This window comes from Neobacillus sp. CF12, from assembly GCF_030348765.1.
GTDB lineage: Bacteria > Bacillota > Bacilli > Bacillales > Cytobacillaceae > Neobacillus.
On sequence record NZ_JAUCEU010000007.1, the window covers coordinates 1,559,064 to 1,577,063 of the forward strand.

The window sequence follows — 18,000 nt, forward strand, 5'->3', positions numbered from 1 at the left end:
TAAACATATATTGTTACACCCTAGTGGAGGAATCTATATGAAAATAAAAAATTTCAAATTTATATATAATTCCATCTCATTTAAGATTGTCTTTTATATCATTATAATCCTTACCCCTCTTATATCTCTACTCATTTATAACATTTATCAAACTCATGAATCTCTGTTAAAACAAGTAGAAGGTACACATAAAAATATGCTTCAGTCTTATCTTACTCAGATTGACACTCAGCTTAAAAATTCTATGAATTATACATTGGATATGGCACTATTCCAAAGTGATCCAAAGATTTTAGTTAGTGAACGTGACGATACCGATTTTATCTTTGCCAAATACAGGATATTTACCAGTCTTTCAAACAGACTGCTTTCAACTAATCAAATAGATGCTTTTTTTATATATGTGAAAAACGGGGATTATTTCATACAAGCTACCCAACATGGTGTTTCTTCCTCTGAATTAAACGAATTAAAAAGGTATGTGCTAGCGAAATCTGAAATGATTAGCTCATCCAACAATTTCCCAAAATCAACCTGGACCTTAACCACGATAGACAAACACAACAGTTTGATAAATTTGTCCTATGGTAACGGAGATATAATAGCTGGCGCTTATGCAAGTACAGATAGAATTAAAAATGAATTTAGTCGAAAGAACTTTATTACATCTAAGTTATTATTCATACCCTCTGATTCTCTTAATTTGGTTATCGACAAACAACCGAAGGATCATGTAGTTATAACTAGTAAATCCTCCGTTGCAGATATTCTATTGATAGAAGTTCTATCAAAGTCAGTAATTCTTGAATCATTGCCCTTTATCCAAAAGTACATTTTATTGGTTTCAATTTTTTTAGCTTTAATGCTGCCTTTATTAATTTTGCTTATGAATGTTACAATCGTTAAACCTTTACGGAAGTTAATAAAATCTATGGGTAGAGTTCGTGTAGGTGACCTCAAATATAGAATTGATCTCCATAGGAGTTCCAACGAGTTTGAAATTGTCAATTCCACCTTCAATAAGATGATGGATACGGTCCAAAACCTTAAAATAAATGTATATGAGGAACAGATTAAAGTTCAGAAATCTCAGTTGCGTAATCTCCAATTGCAGATAAATCCTCATTTTTTGATTAACTCTTTAAATATGGTTAATAACTTGATACAAAACGAAGACTCGCAGACCGCAAAAAAACTAATCCTTTATTCTGTAGACTACTTCAGATATATGGCAAAAGCTGATAACGATTTTGTTCCACTTTATGAAGAGATTAATCATATAAAAGATTACCTTGAAATCCAAAAGATACGTTATAAAGACAAGTTTACTTATTCTATTAATGTAAATCAATTGATTGAAGATATGTTAATTCCACCTATGCTTATACAAAACTTTGTTGAGAACTCTATTAAGTATGCGATTGATATGAACAAAGTCATTCATCTTTCTGTAAAAGTAGAATATTTTGAAGTTGATTATTACCCTTATGCAAATATAGTAATCTCTGATAGTGGTATTGGATATCCGACTGATAGTCTTGAGCGGATAAACTCAGGAAAGAAACCAAAACATTCATTTGGTAACCATATTGGTATTTTCAATTCTGTTCAACGAATCAAAATTTTATATCATGGTAAGGGCACATGGAAATTTTATAATGACGGTGGTGCGGTGTCGGAGATTACTTTGCCTGCTTTGTTTGAAAATATAAATGAATAGATAGAATGGTCAAATCGACAATCCATATTTTTACATGTGCCACCTAATTTCTATAATAGGTGGCACATTTTTGCTTTTTTCCTCATTATGTCGGAAAAGGAAATGTATTATGTCGGAAAAATCATAACTATTAAAATATGAAATCGCTATCATTAATATTGTCAGACATTGTCAGACATATAAAAAAAGGAGGGTTTTTCATGAAAAAGGGAACAAAAATCATTGGATTCTTCATGCTGGTTTTGTGTCTAGTAGTAAGCATGACGGGAGTAGCATTTGCGGATTCTACAACTGGGTTAAAAGATGGTGTGTACGCTTCTTCCTCAACTCCTGATGCACAAGGAAGTTCCTTCAAGATTACTAATATGGTTGTTGCGGACGGTAAAGTTACTAGCTTTGAGTTTGGCTGGTACAATGGCAGTATGAAGCTAACTACATCTATGGCACAACAAGCACCAAAAGAGGTCCAGGCTTCAATGCTGGCAACACTTGAAGAGGTTACAGACTATCATAATCAAATGGCCACTGTATTGGATGGATCGAAAGTTACGAAGTATGCAAAAGCTGCTCCTGATTCCAAAGTCTATACAACTTTCCAAACATTGTGGAAAGATGTTGTAAAACAAGCAGGTGGACAAATTGTAGCTGATGCAACTTCTACAACTTCTAACAGTAATCCTAAAACTGGAGATAGCGGAATTTTAGTTTATGTGATTGTTGCCGGTGCTGCCTTTATTGGTATGACAGTACTTCGTAAAAAGAAAATTACTGTCTAAATAGTCAAAAATAAAGGAACCAACCAGTATCATTACTGGTTGGTTCCTTTTATATTACCATCGTTTATCAACTTTGCCATAATTACCAGTCTTGCATCCTCGAAGTCATAAGCACAAGTAGATAGCGTAAGAATAGTATCATTTGGGGTAAGGGTTACTTCTCGAAATTGAATTTGCTCATTCTTTAATCTGTTTAAAAGGTTTTTTATATCTAGTTCCGTTCCAAGTCTTGTATTTCTATAGTCAAAGTCTTGATTTACCAAATATACACCAAATACTTGAAACTTATAACTTTCAGGGAAGAGATTAAAATTAATACTATCATTCGCAGTAAAGAACTCATATTCGCGAAATCTTTCTAAAGATCCAAACATACTTTCATCTCCATTTTTCATATGGTGACCATAAAGTATTATGTTTTGACCTTGAAGTTTTTCCGGGTTACTGACATCGTTGATTTCATCAATAAAAATAGTGCCGTACCGGTTCTTATTCTTTCCAGCATCATGTTCTAAATAAAATGAATTATCGTCCGTTTGTACGACCGGATAGTTTACTAATGTATTTTCAATCCTAATCCAGCCTTTGATATCCCTATTAACTTTTGCAAGCTGCTCGATCTGCGTTCTTATTTCGTTATCTTTATTCTCTTCCTCGATTCTTTCCCTTTCATATATTACTATACTTTTATCCTTTGTCTCCAAATCATCAATATTATCTAAGATTTGATTGGAATTATTCGAGGTTCCTATAACATTAATTTTTTCTTGTATTTTTGACAATTCATTATTTAAAGTCTTGGTATTATAGGAGTCTACCGCTCTTCTAGCAATCATAATAGTCGAAAAGAAAAAACCAGCCAATAATATAGTAAATAAAAATTTTCTCCATACGACTTTTTGTTTTAGAGAAAGGTTCACTTTTTTCATGGCATCACCTCATGTATTTAAACCATTATACCTCCCTTTACTTGTTTGCTGTTATGCTCCATCCGACTTTCTTATTTACATTTCCGACATAAAAAAAGAACTACTACAATAATGATCAGAAACAATCAATTGTGTAAGTTCAAACCGTTCGAATGGGCATATTTTATATTTTAAAGGTGAATCCATGCTCGTTCTAAGGCTACAGCCACTGCTTCAGTTCTAGTATTGACGGCCAGTTTGTTGTAAATATTCGTTAAATGTGCCTTGACAGTGCGTTCGGCGATTCCCAAATCAAACGCTATATCTTTATTCCTATAACCTTTGGCAGCTGCTTTTAGAATGAAAAGTTCCTTTTCAGTCAGATTAGATGATTCAAAGGAAGCCCTAACAGTAGACTTCTTTTCTTTTGAACGAATAAGTTTAGCCATCATTTCTGGCTGTAATAAAGTTTCACCTCTGATAGCAGATTCAATCGTCCGAAAAAGCTCTTCCCGACTTGTATCCTTTAATAAATATCCTTTTGCACCTAACGCTAACCCCCTAATAATTAATTCATCCTCATTGTAGGTTGTTAAGATAATGATGGGGATTGAGCTTTTCCTGTCATTTAACGTTTTGATTGTATCTAATCCACTCATAATGGGCATATTTAAGTCCATTAAAATAACATCTGGTTGATTGTTTTCAATGAATTCAAGCGCTGCTGCACCATTTTCAGCCTCTCCAATTACATGGAAAGACTCGTTTGTTTCTATAATTAATTTCAATCCTTCCCGAACTACCAAATGGTCATCTACGATTAATACTTTATTACTCACTGCGCCAAACTCCTTTCTATTAAATAGGTACAGTGATACTAATTTTAGTCCCACTAAATGGAAAACTATGAATTTCTAATTTCCCTCCTATTAACCGAACTCTTTCGTTTAAACCGAGTAGACCATAATTACCTGAATATTTGCCTATTGTCTGGGTTTTAAATCCCACTCCATCATCTTCTATCTTGATAATTAAGTATTTGTTCATTTTTTTTACCATTATTTTTACCCTCTGTGCTTGTGCATGCTTCGCAATATTGGTTAAACACTCACTAATCATATATAAACTATGCTCCATTATTAAGTTAGACAGCACTGCTATAGGATCAAGGTCATAATCTACCTTAATAGAAGTTGCTTCTGTAAACTCTTCTATTTTTCTATGTACCTCACAATTAAAATCGGTCTTTTCAATAGATTTTGTTCTCAAATCGTCAATGACTGTTCTTGCATTTCTCATTGTCTCTCTCGCTCGTATCATAGACTGATGAATAATTTCTTGAGATCGGTTTGTATTCCCATTTTTCAAATGAGCATCAACAGCCTCCAATTGCATGATTAAACCTGCCAACCCTTGTGCAAGTGTATCATGCAAATCTCTTGCCATACGTTGTCTTTCATTCGCTAAGGTAAGTTTTTCAACCTTTTGATGCGCAGTTTCTAATTCCTGCAGATAGTATTCCATTCGTAAACTGGCTTGAACTTGTCTGTTGAAAATGACGGAATAGAAGTTAACGATCGTCAAATTAATAAAAAATACTAAGATAAAAATGGGTAATTCCTGCAATCCATAGTTTAGCCAGATCACAATGCCGTATAGGAAATAGGCAGCGATAAAAATGATGAGAATCTTGATGCTTTTTTGAAAAATCGTGATACTTTGAGCTACTAATACGGGAAGCAAACAAAGCAAAATAACAGGAGAACCCTTAGGAACTAAAAACGATGAAATAAAAATAAGGCTACCTTGTACTATAAAATATACCCAACTCCGATTATGCGAAAGTGAATGTGAAAAACTGTATAAAAGAATATAGATTGCGATAATAAATGTAAAAACAATACTCTGAAAGAATAGGGCTTTTTGAATATTCTGTAGTAACATGGTTCCAACATAGGCTACTAATATCCAGAAAATATTGGCAATTCTTGAAAGGATTAATCCATCTGATAGAAAAGTAGAAGTATTAAAATTATAAAATTTAACCATTTTTTCACCACCTTACTATATTTTAAATAAAATATCAGACTATAACAGGGCCAAGTGTCTTATGTTTACAAAAGCCGGCTCTCCAAACCAGATTGGAAGGAAGAGCCGGCTTTTAAGTATATATAATTATTTATATATTTTAAGTGGTAAATGAATCAATGATTGGCCCGGAGCAGAATCAGCCAAATTATTCTCCAGGTCAAATGATTCAATTGGCTCAATACGAGAAACTTTTTGCAAAAATGTTGTTAATGCTATGTTCAATTCTAATCTAGCTAGTGGTGCACCAAGACAAAAATGCGGTCCATTACCAAAAGATAAATGTTTTTTATTATTTTTCCGGTGAATATTCATTTCGAAGGGATTCTCAAACATGGTTTCGTCCATATTGGCTGCGCTCATCCATGCAATGACAACATCTCCCTTTTTAAGTTCCACATCCCAGATATTGATATCCTTTTTAACGAAGCGTTCTCTTTTTCCAATATGAAAACGGTAACGAAGCATTTCTTCAACTGCTTTTGGAACGAGTTCCACTTCGTTTTTTAATTCTTCATATAAGTTCTTATCATCATACAGAAGTGAATAAAAGATACTTGATAGCATGTGACCTGTTGTTTCAATACCTGCCCCTAACAAAAGCATCGTTGTTCGAACAATCTCATCATCCGTAAATCTTTCACCATCTACTTCCACCTTCAATAAGTCCGAGATGATATCATCTGCCGGATTAGACCGTTTTTGAACAACAAGGGGATATAAATATTGGAAATATTCTATGGCAGCAGCTTGCTTTTTCATATCAATTTCCTGCTGTTTTTCTTTCGTATAGGGTTGAAATAAAACATCAACCCATTTTTTATACATTAGACTATCTTTTGAAGGAACACCAATAAGGTCCGCCATAACCATTGTCGGAAATAGCCCTGCCAGTGCCTCGACAATATCAATAATAGTATCTTCTTGCATGTCGTCTACTAGTTGTGTAGCAATTTGTTGAATCCGTGGTTCCCAGCTTTTCAGGCTGCGCGGTGTAAAAGCAGCTGACAATAGGGACCGACTTTTTTGATGTTGCGGAGGATCAACTTCAGTAAGATTTAACTTATCCGGGATCGCTCCTTCTTTATTATTAGCACCTACTCCAATCGTTGTTCTAGAGCCTACACTTGAAAATATTTCATGGTTGCTTAATACCTGTTTGACATCATCATATCTAAACACATTCCAGGTATCGGTTTCATTATGATAAAACACGGGGTCATTATTCAGCATCTTTTTGTACCATTCTAGAGGGAAAAATTCTTCTGACCTAGAATGAAATTTTGTAATGTCTTGCAATGAAATCATTTCTTTCATATGTCCACCTCATTTATTTGTATTTAAGAATTGCTATGTTATTAAAATCTCTGTGAACGAATACCTCCATTTCTATTAAGCACAATGCTTATAGCGCTTAATTTTAATGTCTTTATTTTATTAAATATGAAAATAAAAAAAATCGTCCTTTTGGGCATGTTTAGATGATGTACCATTGGGCAAATTTTTTAGCTTGCTGTTTTATATCGAGATGTTCTAAAAAAATCCCCAATACTAATCATAACTGGTGATAATTTGGATTATAGGATAAAAAGAAAAATAACTTCCATAAAAATAGGAAGTTATTTTTAATAGATTGTCAAGTTACACCAGAATTTCTGGATGGCTCCATTTGGAAGGAGTAAGCTTACCTGCACTAGAGCCAGCATCAATTGATATAGCAGAACCACTGATGTAACGGGCTAAATCAGAAGCTAAGAATAATGCTAAATGACCAATTTCCTTAGGGTCTCCAAGTTTTCCATTGGGAGATAACATCTTTGCATATTGTTGCACTTGTTCTTCAGGTGCGTCTCCCCATATCGAAGTTCTAAACGTGCCCGGACAAATAGCGTTAACTGTGATGTTATAGGGTGCATAATCAAGTGCTGCACTCTTTGTTAAACCCACAACGCCATGTTTAGCTGAAGAATAAAGTCCCATTGAACTATTACCCAATAAACCAGCTAAAGAAGCAATATTAATGATAAATCCACTTGATGATTTTGACTTAAGGATAGCCTCAACCCCAAATTTCAAACCTAAGAATACACCCTTTAAATTAACAGAGGTTAACCTATCAAATTCAGCTACTGAATATTCGTGTGTAGGTCTATTTGCAGCTGCGATCCCAGCATTATTAACAAGCCCATCTAAACACCCATAAGTTTCGACTGCAAAATCCATCATTTCCTTCACATCTATTTCTTTGCTAACATCAGCTTTAATGAAAGATGCTTCTCCTCCTTTAGATTTTATTTGTTCAACTACCTTATTACCCTTTTCCGCATCGATATCTGATACAACAACCTTCATACCGTTTTCTCCAAAACATTGTGCAATTGCTTCCCCAAGTCCATCGGCAGCACCAGTTATTACTACAACCTTATCTTTTACACTTGAAAAATCAGTCATATTAAATCCTCCTCCTAAATAACTATTTTCGAGCCAATATTTTTACATCCCCTACAATTCCAGTAGGTTGTAGTAATGGAGCTTTTGCAAATGCAGCAAAGAAGCTTCCTGGCTCTAGAGGTCTATAATGTTGTTCACGCTCAAGCGTCGTTGCTACCTCAATACGAAGGTTATTTTTCCCCTCATTAAGTTGCTTGCTTATATCAAATACAAATGGTGGTGCAACCTGGATTCCAACTGATTTATCATTTATGAATACCTCTACCCCTTCAAACGCATCTTCGATCATTAGGGATGCTTGTTTCGTTACAGGAACTTCTACCTCATTCTCATATCGGATAAAACCTGAAAACTCTGGGTACTTTAAGCCGACATTCATGAAGCTGGAAATTTCCTGCCTATCATGGAATTCAGGGTACTCTATTGAAGTTGCCATGCTCATCGTCCAACCATCCTTCAGAATAAATTCCTGATTATATGAAACGGGTGTCTTAACTTCTACCCCTTCGGATTTATCAAAGACTACGACCACACTTTGATAAGGTGGTATTTCCAAATCAAGCGTAGTTCCTTCACCATTTTGCTCTGCACTCACTTCATACAATTCATTATTCCATACATCATAACCATACACAGCGCCTGAAATTGGAACATTAATTGTACCTCTGAAGGTTTCTGCCATATTCTCGTTTGTGAAAAGAAAAATATCGTTTTCATCTTGATAGTGCAAATAACGAAGCATAGAAAAATCTGGCTCTACAACAATTTCTTTAACAGCATTCTCTTTTAGTTCAGAAACCAGAGTATCTAATGTTACCACCTTACAATCGGACAATTCTTTAAGCAATGCACTGTCTGCACCAATAATTCCACTTGGCAAATCATTGATAAAGAGAACCTGAACCCCTGCTTTTTTCAGTTCTATTACTGTTTTAACTGTACTTTCAGTGACATATTGTGAAAAAGGAATAATTAAAGTCTTGTATTCTTGATTATTGACATGCAAATGTTTCCCGATTTTTGTTTTATATCTGTCTTGTTCAGTAAATACATCGGAAGGCAGGATATCAAAATCGATTTGGTTATCCATCAGTACGTGTGCTGGCTTTTGGTCTAACATATACTCCCCAGCCCATTCTGCATCCGCATGATAAAGAATAGCAGCAGAAGTAACTCTTTTACCATCACTAATTAGGGCACACATGCGGTTTAAATATCTCATCAGTGCACCGAAGTGACGGAACTGCGGATCATGACCATTTGCATAGAAATGGGGCGGGCAATCTGGATCAGGATAAGGCTTGGCAGAAAATGCATGTGGGACATAATGATTCACACCTCTCACAAGGAAATGATCCACAAGATATTTCATCATCCGGACACCTTCACCCCAACCATATGCACCGAATATCTCACACATGGTGCGTCCCTTCTTTATTGGGTCGATCGCTGCAAAGGAACTGCCGAGTTTACCAAGCATATAATGAAAGAATTCTCCATCGCGTTCACCAATAATGGTTTTCTTAGGATAAATCTCTCCGCCTGGCATTACTTGTCCTCCAATATCATCAATTCCAGACATATGTTGCCCAGATAATCCACGGAAAAAATGACCTAGACTTGAGCCGGGTCTTGCATGCATGTTATTGTCCTCGATCAAGTGGCCAATGTATTCCACGCCATGCTCTTCACACCAGTTACCAATTTGTTTAGAAAAATTCTCCTCCACCAATCTGGTGATAATATCCATATAGACATAACGTACTTCTGCTGTTTGATCAGGATGGCTTCCACTTTCCCAAAGCAAAGGTAATTTCGCTTTCCAATCTCCCCCTAAGCGTGTATGCATTTGCGCCTCCACCTCTTCACTCCATGGAAGATCTGTATCTGTACCAATTGGTTGATTTGCATTCATTTTGCCATTACCTAGTTCTGGTTCATCAGAAAAGAAACCAGCAATTGTTTTCCCAAACTCCACTTTATAACGTTCAAGATGTGGTTCATATACGGCTTCTATTTGCTTTCTAGCACTTTTTTTATTAAGCATATTGATGTAACTATCACGGCTTCCAGCATTTCGGGTAAGATAATTCACATATATAATCCACTTGCCTTCCGGGACATCCCACACAAGTTCCCCATCCTGAACCAATTCCGTAATATCTATTAAAGTTGATGCATCAAAGTCCTGATCGATACGGGCTGCACAAACACTAAGCAAACTATCATCATCAAACTTTCTTCTCTCCTTTTTTGGACGCATAGAAAATCCACTATTTTCAAAAGGATTTTTAACATATTTAACATGTTTAGCAACATTTAATTGGGCAGATTTCGCTGGTCCCACCACTTCAATTGAAGAATAATATAGAAATTGCCTGCATAATTCAGCAGGCGCATCCTCTAAGGCCCCATTTGCATATCCAGTAGGAAAATGGCTGTCATCCAAAATCCATACTTTCATATCCCGCTTTTTTGCTTCGTCTAATATGATGTCCAAATCATGCCACCATTGTGGGCCACAATAATCAGGGTGTGGTCTACTTTCCACACAAACCGCTCCAATTCCTGACGAATGTATAGCTCCCATATACTCTCTAAGAACTGACTCATCTTCGCCATGTAACCATAAAAATGGAAAAATATAATTATCCCCTTTAGAATTAAGCAAATTATTAATTTTTTGATTCAAGCTTAGTTCCTCCTATCAAAATTCCGTTTAGTATTTTTGTATTTTACTAGACTTATTATTCGAGTCCGTCATGGCTATTTTTTAATATTTGTTAATTCTTTATTTAACATATACATCAATTTTTCTGTGTAGATATCTCTTGCCAAAGCAGATATTTGATCGATTGTCATTTTTTGTGTCATTGCAAACATAGGATGGCCATCGTACTCTCCTAAATACTTTCTTAGTACAGCATCTGCCTCTTTATTTATCATTATTTCTCCAAAGGAGCAACGTGTTGAGTAAACATCGTCAGTGATTTGTAGTTTTTCTACAACAACTTCACTAAAATCCGGCATCTGGAACCAATTGGCTACGGCCTCTCCTTTCCCTTCATCAGGTGCCTCATAACTTGTATTAGGTTGTGATACCTTGTTGAAACTAGCAACATCCTCTAGTACAGCATCATCTACTTTACTGATCGCTTTTATAACATTAATTCCTTCATGGATTACAATATCTTCAAAAATAAAGATTCTGCCATCATCGACTTTAGATTCCATTTCTTTACCGTTAACATAAAGAGTTACCTCATTACAGTTAGAGTAGACCTTAATATTGATTTTATCTTCTGCTCTGTCTACAAAACGTTTGCTTGTTATATGCACAAATTTCTCTTCACTCCAATGTGCCTTATACATATAGAAAGCGTCCTTTTTAATCTTTCTATCGTAGGTGACTAAGCCTTTGTTATTTCTTCCTTTTACGCCGCCCTCATCACGAATATTTGCTCCGAAGTCAAACATATTCCATACATAAGTAGCCCAAAGAAATGGTCTCGTCTCAAAGATTTCCCAAACCTTCTCATGGTACAAAGCATGGTATTCTTCCGTATAATCCTTAACTTTTGGATTATCGCTATGATATTGTACGATCCCTTCAGCACCGTATTCTGCAATACATAAACCTACTTCAGGGTTAGTTTGATGGAACCCATCAATCCAATCTGCAAAATCTCCTGCTTCACCTGTATACCATCCATAATATCTATTAGACCCAACTACATCTGTTATATAGTTGTATTCATCTGTATCTTCCACAAACATAACATTTGCCATAGTTGTTAACCTTGTATGATCTTCTTTTTTCGTTAGTTCATTTAGTTCCTTTACAAGTTTTCTTACTTCAGGTCTTTCTCCGCCAATTTGTATTTCATTTTGAATTCCCCAAAACATGATTGAAGGATGGTTATAATTCTGCCTGATTAATTCAATCATTTGCTGCTTTGCATTACTTCCTTCAAGGTCTGATTCTGACATAACTGAAATAAAGGGGATTTCTGCCCAGAGAACCATCCCTTCCTTATCACATAAATCATAGAAATACTGACTATGCTGATAGTGAGCAAGTCTGATAGAATTTGCCCCGATCTCCTTTATTATCTCCATATCCTCATTCTGCTCATTTTCAGTGATTGCCCAGCCCAAATCTTTTCTATCCTGATGTCTTGAGACGCCTTTTAAGGGAAGATGCTCACCATTTAGGAAGAAGCCTCTTTTAGCATCAACTTTAAAGTATCGAACCCCAAAAGGAATGGATACTTCATCGATTGTGTCATTGAAACTAACTATAGATACTTTAGCTTCATATAAATATGGATTTTCCCTACCATTCCATAGTATTGGATTTTCTAGTACTAATGGCATTTCCACTACGTTCGTTTGACCAGCAGGTATAAGCACTTCTTTAGCAGAATAGGCTACATGATTGCCCATTTCATCCAATATGTCTACCCAAAGCCTAACTTTCTTCTCTTCTTCATTTTTATTAACTATTCTAGTTTTGATCCTTAAGGAAGCTTTCTCTTGACTTACCTCTTCCTGCACAATATAGATCCCTTTTGAACCATAATCCATTAAATCAAAATGAACATGATCAACAATAATTAAATTTACGTCGCGATAAATTCCACCATAGAAGGTAAAGTCCGCCTTTTGAGGATATACATCATCTACAACCGTATTATCCACCTTTACAGATAAGATGTTTTTGTTGCCGTACTCAATAACCTCTGTAATATCAAACCTAAAAGTAGAATACCCGCCTCTATGCTGTCCCATATGCTTCCCGTTTACGTATACATCCGTGATACTATTAGACCCATTGAATTCAATAAATACCTTATTTCCTTTTGCTGAAGTATCTAGACAAAACTCTTTTCTGTACCAACAAGCACCCTTATAAAAATCGAAACCGTTGGCACCATCAATTGCATTCCAAGTATGGGGCACATTTATAATCTCCCAGTTCACATCATTAAAATCCATATCTATTGCTTGCGCTTCATCTTGTCGTAAAAATTTCCACCCGCTATTAATATTAATAATTTTTCTCATTAAAATGCCTCCTGATTTATGTGAAAATAGGTATAAACAATTGTCACTTAACATTGAAATAGCCAGTCCTAGGATTCTATGATTCTACTTGGTCCAACTCCAAAACTACAAAACATTAACATTTAACCACTCATATTCTTAACTTCCCACGTAAATGAATACGGTTACACTTTAGAATAAAAAACTTATGGAATGATAGGATGATTTCTCCTACTAGCAAAATTTTGATTTTCCCTAAGAATGATCATCAAAAATGTAATTTAAGTAATCAAAATGTGCTGGTGTAGTTGAAGGCTTGCCATTCCCTGTTGCATATAAAGCGAAGTATACCCCTGTAAACCCACCTGCTATCTGTGACGAAAGGAATGAAGTTTCCCCAACACCGATTACTTCTTCTTCACCAACTGCAGTTGCAAAACTGAATGAGAAGCTTTTATCGGTCGACTTTATTCCAAAGATAACTGTGGGCTGGTCATACTCAATTTCCCTTTCCACCTTCCACATACTACCGACACGGCGACGGAATAGAATAAGAGATTTCCCTTGTTGGACTGTTTTGGCAATTTCATAGTGAAAATTCTCGTTCATAAATACAGTTAAACCAGCTTCTTCTCCTTCTTCACTAGGTGTAAAATCCAATAGTGTGGAAACATCACAATTAAAATGCTGCTGTCTTCGACCAACAAATGCAAGTGATTCCGTATCATTTAATGTGCTGGCCTGTCCATAGAGTGTTAAAAATCCTGGTTTATCTGTCAATGACCATGAGCCCGAAGGTGGATTACGATAAAAATTCCAAACCGGTGAAAGGGAGACATCATTAAAATCTGCCTTTTCCTCCCATAAGAAAGGATTATTTAATAGAGTCGAGTTAATATCATATTCCATATCAGCTCGGCCGTTACTACCAATTACCGGCCATCCTTGCTCCGACCATTGGACTGGTGCTAGATTCGTTTCACGACCTAAATGATGAAGCTTGGTACTTTTCACAGGTCTTATTCCTAAGAAAACAGCCCACCATGAACCATCTGTAGCTTGAACAAGATCAGCATGACCGGTTGCTTGTATTGGCAGCTTAGTACTGCGATTAGACAAAATTGGGTTATATGGATTACTTTCAAACGGACCATATGGATTTTCACTTTTTGCAATCGTTACCATATGGCCATTTTCTGTTCCCCCTTCAGCAATCATCAAGTAATACCAATTATTAACCTTATATAAATGAGGACCTTCTGGAGAACACCCACCAGTTCCTTCCCAAATTAGCTGGCTCTCGGATAAAATCTTACCGGATTCGATATCAATTTCCGCTTGTAAAATCCCTTCTGGTCCAACGCCAGGAAAGCTAGCGTAAGTCAAATACACTTTGCCATCTTCATCAAAAAACAAAGATGGATCATAACCCATTAACCCCTCTAAGAATATTGGCTCTGACCATGGTCCTTCTGGATTATCAGACCACACATAGAAACTTTTTCTGATCGTAATATTTGTTGTAATCACATAAAAACGTCCATTATGATGACGTATCGTTGGAGCATAAATACCTTGTGACGGTACGAATGAATGTTCACGGGTAAGTGGCAACTGGCTTTCACGTGTTAATACGTGCCCAATCTGATTCCAATATACCAAATCAGTACTGTGGAATAATGGAATCCCTGGAAAATACTCAAACGAACTAGTTACCAAATAAAAATCTTCCCCTATTTTACAAATGCTTGGGTCTGGGTGAAACCCGCTAATAACTGGATTTGTATACTTCATATAGAAAATTCCTTTCCTTTTAATATAAAGAAATAACTTACCATCTTTCATTTAGGTAATTTGTTTAAATGAATCATAACACTCTAGACTAAATCATTATGGTATTCTCGTACTTTTTTTTGTAGAATAAGATTATCATATTAGAAACTTTCCTTTTCTTAGATAAGATGTTAGGTGTTAGGGTTAAAGTATACGCGAGGTCGATTAGTTTAATATTTTTGATTTTTATATACCTCAACTACCTAATAAGATAGTAATAAATAATGCCCCACTAATAGGGATACATTAAAATTAAAAAGCTGACTCTATAAAGTCAGCTTAAGTTCGAATTATTAATATAAATTCCACGTTCCAAAGGATACAGATCTATAAAAGACTGAGGTTGCTTTTCTCTGTATTCTTTTGGTGTACATAATTTTATCTTTATAAAGTTGCGATTAAAGGACCGTATGCTTTCATAACCACAAAGGAAAGCAATTTCTGTAATATTTTTTTCTGTATAGATTAATAGATAACAAGCATAGTTTACTCTGGTTTCATTCAAAAAATCCACAAATGACATACTCATATGAGTATTGAAATACTTCGATAAATAGTTATAACTGTAACCTAATGTTCCAGCGATACTTTTTAAAGAAATTGATTCTGTATAATGGTCCTGAATATAGGTTAACAACTTATGGAGTAACTCTGGGTCTTGTTTTTCACTTTTAATTAAACTGGTTTGCCCCATTAACTCAGATAGTAATAAATAGAGACAGGCTTTTTGTTCTAGCAGATTTGGGCTGTCTTGGAAAAGTGTCCTAGAAATTAGTGCATTTGCTTCCAAAGATAGGTTGAAAATGGGATTTTCAAGTGAACTATTTTCTATCATTCTTTGAAATGTCGGAACATAGTCTGGCGAAAAAATACAAATTTCAGCTCGAGAATGTGATTTTGTACTAAACGAGTGAATTTCATACGGCAATATGAGTAAGAATTGTCCAGTTTTCAAATGGTGACTTCTTTGACTAATAATGACTTCCATTTCCCCATCAACGAGGAATAATAATTCAAATCCACGATGGAGATGGCTTGGAAAGTTTAAATTCAATGTATGATAGTTTGATATTAAATCAAAATGGTGTGCCTCATATATTAACATACTTAGAACATCCCCAGTAGAGAGTGAATTTTGTCTAGGATTATATAAGTTTTTACTTGTTGTGTCAAACCTATAAATGATAGATTTATCGATATTAGAGTTACATGATGACATAAAAAAGGAGATACGCTATGGAAAAAATTAGAATCGGAATGGTCGGTTATAAATTTATGGGTAAAGCCCACAGTCATGCTTACCGGGATCTTCCGCTCTTTTTCCCGAACACGGTTCATCCAGAAATGAAGGTTATTTGCGGCCGTGACCTAAACGGTGTAACCACTGCAGCCAAGCAATTTGGCTGGGAGGAATACACAACGGACTGGAAAAGCCTCCTAGAAAGAACTGACATTGATTTAATCGACATCAATGCACCGAGTGATGTACATAAAGAAATAACCATTGCTGCTGCAAAAGCTGGCAAACATGTTTTTTGCGAAAAACCGTTAGCGCTTACATTAAAGGACTCCAGAGAAATGCTTGATGTCGTTGAGGCTGCTGGAGTCAAACATATGGTTGGATTTAACTATCGCTTTGCCCCTGCTGTTATGCTGGCTAAAAAGCTTATTGACGAAGGAAGACTTGGCTATATCTATCATTTCCGTGCCTGGTTTTTACAGGATTGGCTCGTGGATCCAAACTTCCCGCTAGCCTGGAGACTTCAGAAAGAAATTGCAGGTTCAGGCTCTCACGGAGACCTCGGGGCCCATTTAATTGATCTATCACACTATCTAATTGGCGATATTACCGAAGTAATTGGAATGAACGAAACATTTATTAAAGAACGGCCAATTCCTTCACAGATGACGGGCTTATCAGCTAAAGGCAGTGATAGTGGAGAAAAGGGCGAAGTGACAGTGGATGACGCTACTTTATTCTTGGCTCGTTTTGCTAACGGAGCTTTAGGAAGCTTTGAGGCTACTCGCTTTGCGGCTGGACATCGCTGTACGAATTCATTTGAGATCAATGGCAGTAAGGGCAGTGTTATCTTTGATTTTGAACGGATGAATGAACTTCAAGTTTATTTCGTTGATGACCGAGACGATGTCCAAGGCTTCCGCCGGGTCTTAGCAACCGACCCTGCACACGCTTATGCGGAAAACTGGTGGCCGCCAGGACATACGATTGGTTATGAACATACGTTTATTCATGAAATGGTTGAACTTATGGAGTCTTTCCAGGAAAATCGACAGCCTGTTCCAAACTTCCGTGATGGCGTAAAGTGCCAGGAAGTCTTAGAAGCGGTTGATCTTTCGATTGAAAAACGCCAATGGATTAGAATCTCTGATGTATAAAAAAATGTAAGGAGTGCTTTTACGATGAAAAAAAGTGCATTGATTGTTTGGGGCGGATGGGATGGCCATCAACCCGAACAAGTAGCTGAAATCTTTAAAGGAATCCTTGAGGAAGAAAACTTCCAAGTTGAGGTATCCAATTCACTAGAATCATATGGAGACAAGGAAAAGTTAAGATCGTTGGATTTAATCGTTCCCCACTGGACGATGGGTGAAATTGAAAGAAAGTTTGTCTTAAATATCTCTGAAGCAGTCGCAGCAGGTGTAGGTTTAGCTGGTTGCCATGGTGGAATGTGTGATTCTTTTCGAAATAATGTGGACTGGCAATTTATGACTGGGGGGAATTGGGTTGCCCATCCTGGAAATGATGGGGTAGAATACATGGTCAACATCAAGCATTCTTCAAGTCCATTATTAGAGGGTATCTCTGATTTCAAAGTGGTGAGTGAACAATACTACCTTCATTACGATCCTGCCGTTGAAGTGCTGGCGACCACTCGCTTCCCGGTTTTTCATGGACCGCACGCCGCTAATAAAGCCGTTGATATGCCTGTTGTTTGGACAAAACGTTGGGGAAATGGGAATGTGTTTTACAGTTCCTTAGGACACCAAGCGAATATCGTTTCTATGCCTGAAGTTTCACAAATCATGCGACGCGGTTTTCTGTGGGCTGCCGAAGGAAAGAAACGAGCCGAAGAATTGGATGCTGCGTCTTGTTATGGAAATGTACGGACCTACACAGGCATGGGAGACAGTCAGTAAGAAAAGTAGAAGGCAAGCT

The 18,000-nt window shown here is 36.3% G+C and carries 13 protein-coding genes; 4 read left to right on the forward strand and 9 right to left on the reverse strand.

Annotated elements, in window-relative coordinates; all coding sequences use genetic code 11:
- The first annotated feature begins 37 nt into the window (after positions 1 to 37).
- The gene (locus QUG14_RS07625) at positions 38 to 1,720 is read left to right on the forward strand and encodes a sensor histidine kinase (RefSeq protein ID WP_289339917.1); all 1,683 of its coding nucleotides are present in this window, start codon (positions 38 to 40) and stop codon (positions 1,718 to 1,720) included.
- A gap of 200 nt (positions 1,721 to 1,920) precedes the next feature.
- Positions 1,921 to 2,496, forward strand: coding sequence for a hypothetical protein (locus QUG14_RS07630; protein ID WP_289339918.1), 576 nt, complete (start codon positions 1,921 to 1,923; stop codon positions 2,494 to 2,496).
- 32 nt (positions 2,497 to 2,528) lie between these two features.
- Here QUG14_RS07630 and srtB read toward each other — a convergent pair whose 3' ends face one another.
- From srtB to QUG14_RS07675, 9 genes are all read right to left on the reverse strand, one after another.
- On the reverse strand, positions 2,529 to 3,425 hold the full coding sequence (srtB, locus tag QUG14_RS07635) for a class B sortase (RefSeq protein ID WP_289339919.1): 897 nt from the start codon (positions 3,423 to 3,425) through the stop codon (positions 2,529 to 2,531).
- 170 nt (positions 3,426 to 3,595) lie between these two features.
- Positions 3,596 to 4,243: a response regulator gene (locus tag QUG14_RS07640; protein ID WP_289339920.1), complete on the reverse strand. Its 648-nt coding sequence runs from the start codon at positions 4,241 to 4,243 to the stop codon at positions 3,596 to 3,598.
- A gap of 19 nt (positions 4,244 to 4,262) precedes the next feature.
- A complete protein-coding gene (locus tag QUG14_RS07645; protein ID WP_289339921.1) occupies positions 4,263 to 5,453 on the reverse strand; it encodes a sensor histidine kinase in 1,191 nt (396 codons plus the stop codon).
- Between the two features lie 126 nt (positions 5,454 to 5,579).
- Positions 5,580 to 6,809, reverse strand: a complete 1,230-nt coding sequence (locus QUG14_RS07650) for a cytochrome P450 (RefSeq protein ID WP_289339922.1) — start codon at positions 6,807 to 6,809, stop codon at positions 5,580 to 5,582.
- A gap of 324 nt (positions 6,810 to 7,133) precedes the next feature.
- On the reverse strand, positions 7,134 to 7,943 hold the full coding sequence (locus tag QUG14_RS07655) for an SDR family NAD(P)-dependent oxidoreductase (protein WP_289339923.1): 810 nt from the start codon (positions 7,941 to 7,943) through the stop codon (positions 7,134 to 7,136).
- A gap of 22 nt (positions 7,944 to 7,965) precedes the next feature.
- Positions 7,966 to 10,635, reverse strand: coding sequence for a glycosyl hydrolase (locus QUG14_RS07660; RefSeq protein ID WP_289339924.1), 2,670 nt, complete (start codon positions 10,633 to 10,635; stop codon positions 7,966 to 7,968).
- A 74-nt stretch (positions 10,636 to 10,709) separates the two neighbouring features.
- The gene (locus QUG14_RS07665; RefSeq protein WP_289339925.1) at positions 10,710 to 13,010 is read right to left on the reverse strand and encodes a glycoside hydrolase family 2 protein; all 2,301 of its coding nucleotides are present in this window, start codon (positions 13,008 to 13,010) and stop codon (positions 10,710 to 10,712) included.
- 234 nt (positions 13,011 to 13,244) lie between these two features.
- Complete coding sequence (locus QUG14_RS07670; RefSeq protein ID WP_289339926.1) at positions 13,245 to 14,783, reverse strand: glycoside hydrolase family 43 protein; 1,539 nt, start codon at positions 14,781 to 14,783, stop codon at positions 13,245 to 13,247.
- A 313-nt stretch (positions 14,784 to 15,096) separates the two neighbouring features.
- Positions 15,097 to 15,927, reverse strand: coding sequence for a helix-turn-helix domain-containing protein (locus QUG14_RS07675; protein ID WP_289339927.1), 831 nt, complete (start codon positions 15,925 to 15,927; stop codon positions 15,097 to 15,099).
- A gap of 131 nt (positions 15,928 to 16,058) precedes the next feature.
- Here QUG14_RS07675 and QUG14_RS07680 point away from each other — a divergent pair, with 131 nt between their 5' ends.
- Complete coding sequence (locus tag QUG14_RS07680; protein WP_289339928.1) at positions 16,059 to 17,219, forward strand: Gfo/Idh/MocA family protein; 1,161 nt, start codon at positions 16,059 to 16,061, stop codon at positions 17,217 to 17,219.
- A 24-nt stretch (positions 17,220 to 17,243) separates the two neighbouring features.
- The gene (locus QUG14_RS07685; protein ID WP_289339929.1) at positions 17,244 to 17,981 is read left to right on the forward strand and encodes a ThuA domain-containing protein; all 738 of its coding nucleotides are present in this window, start codon (positions 17,244 to 17,246) and stop codon (positions 17,979 to 17,981) included.
- Positions 17,982 to 18,000 lie beyond the last annotated feature (19 nt).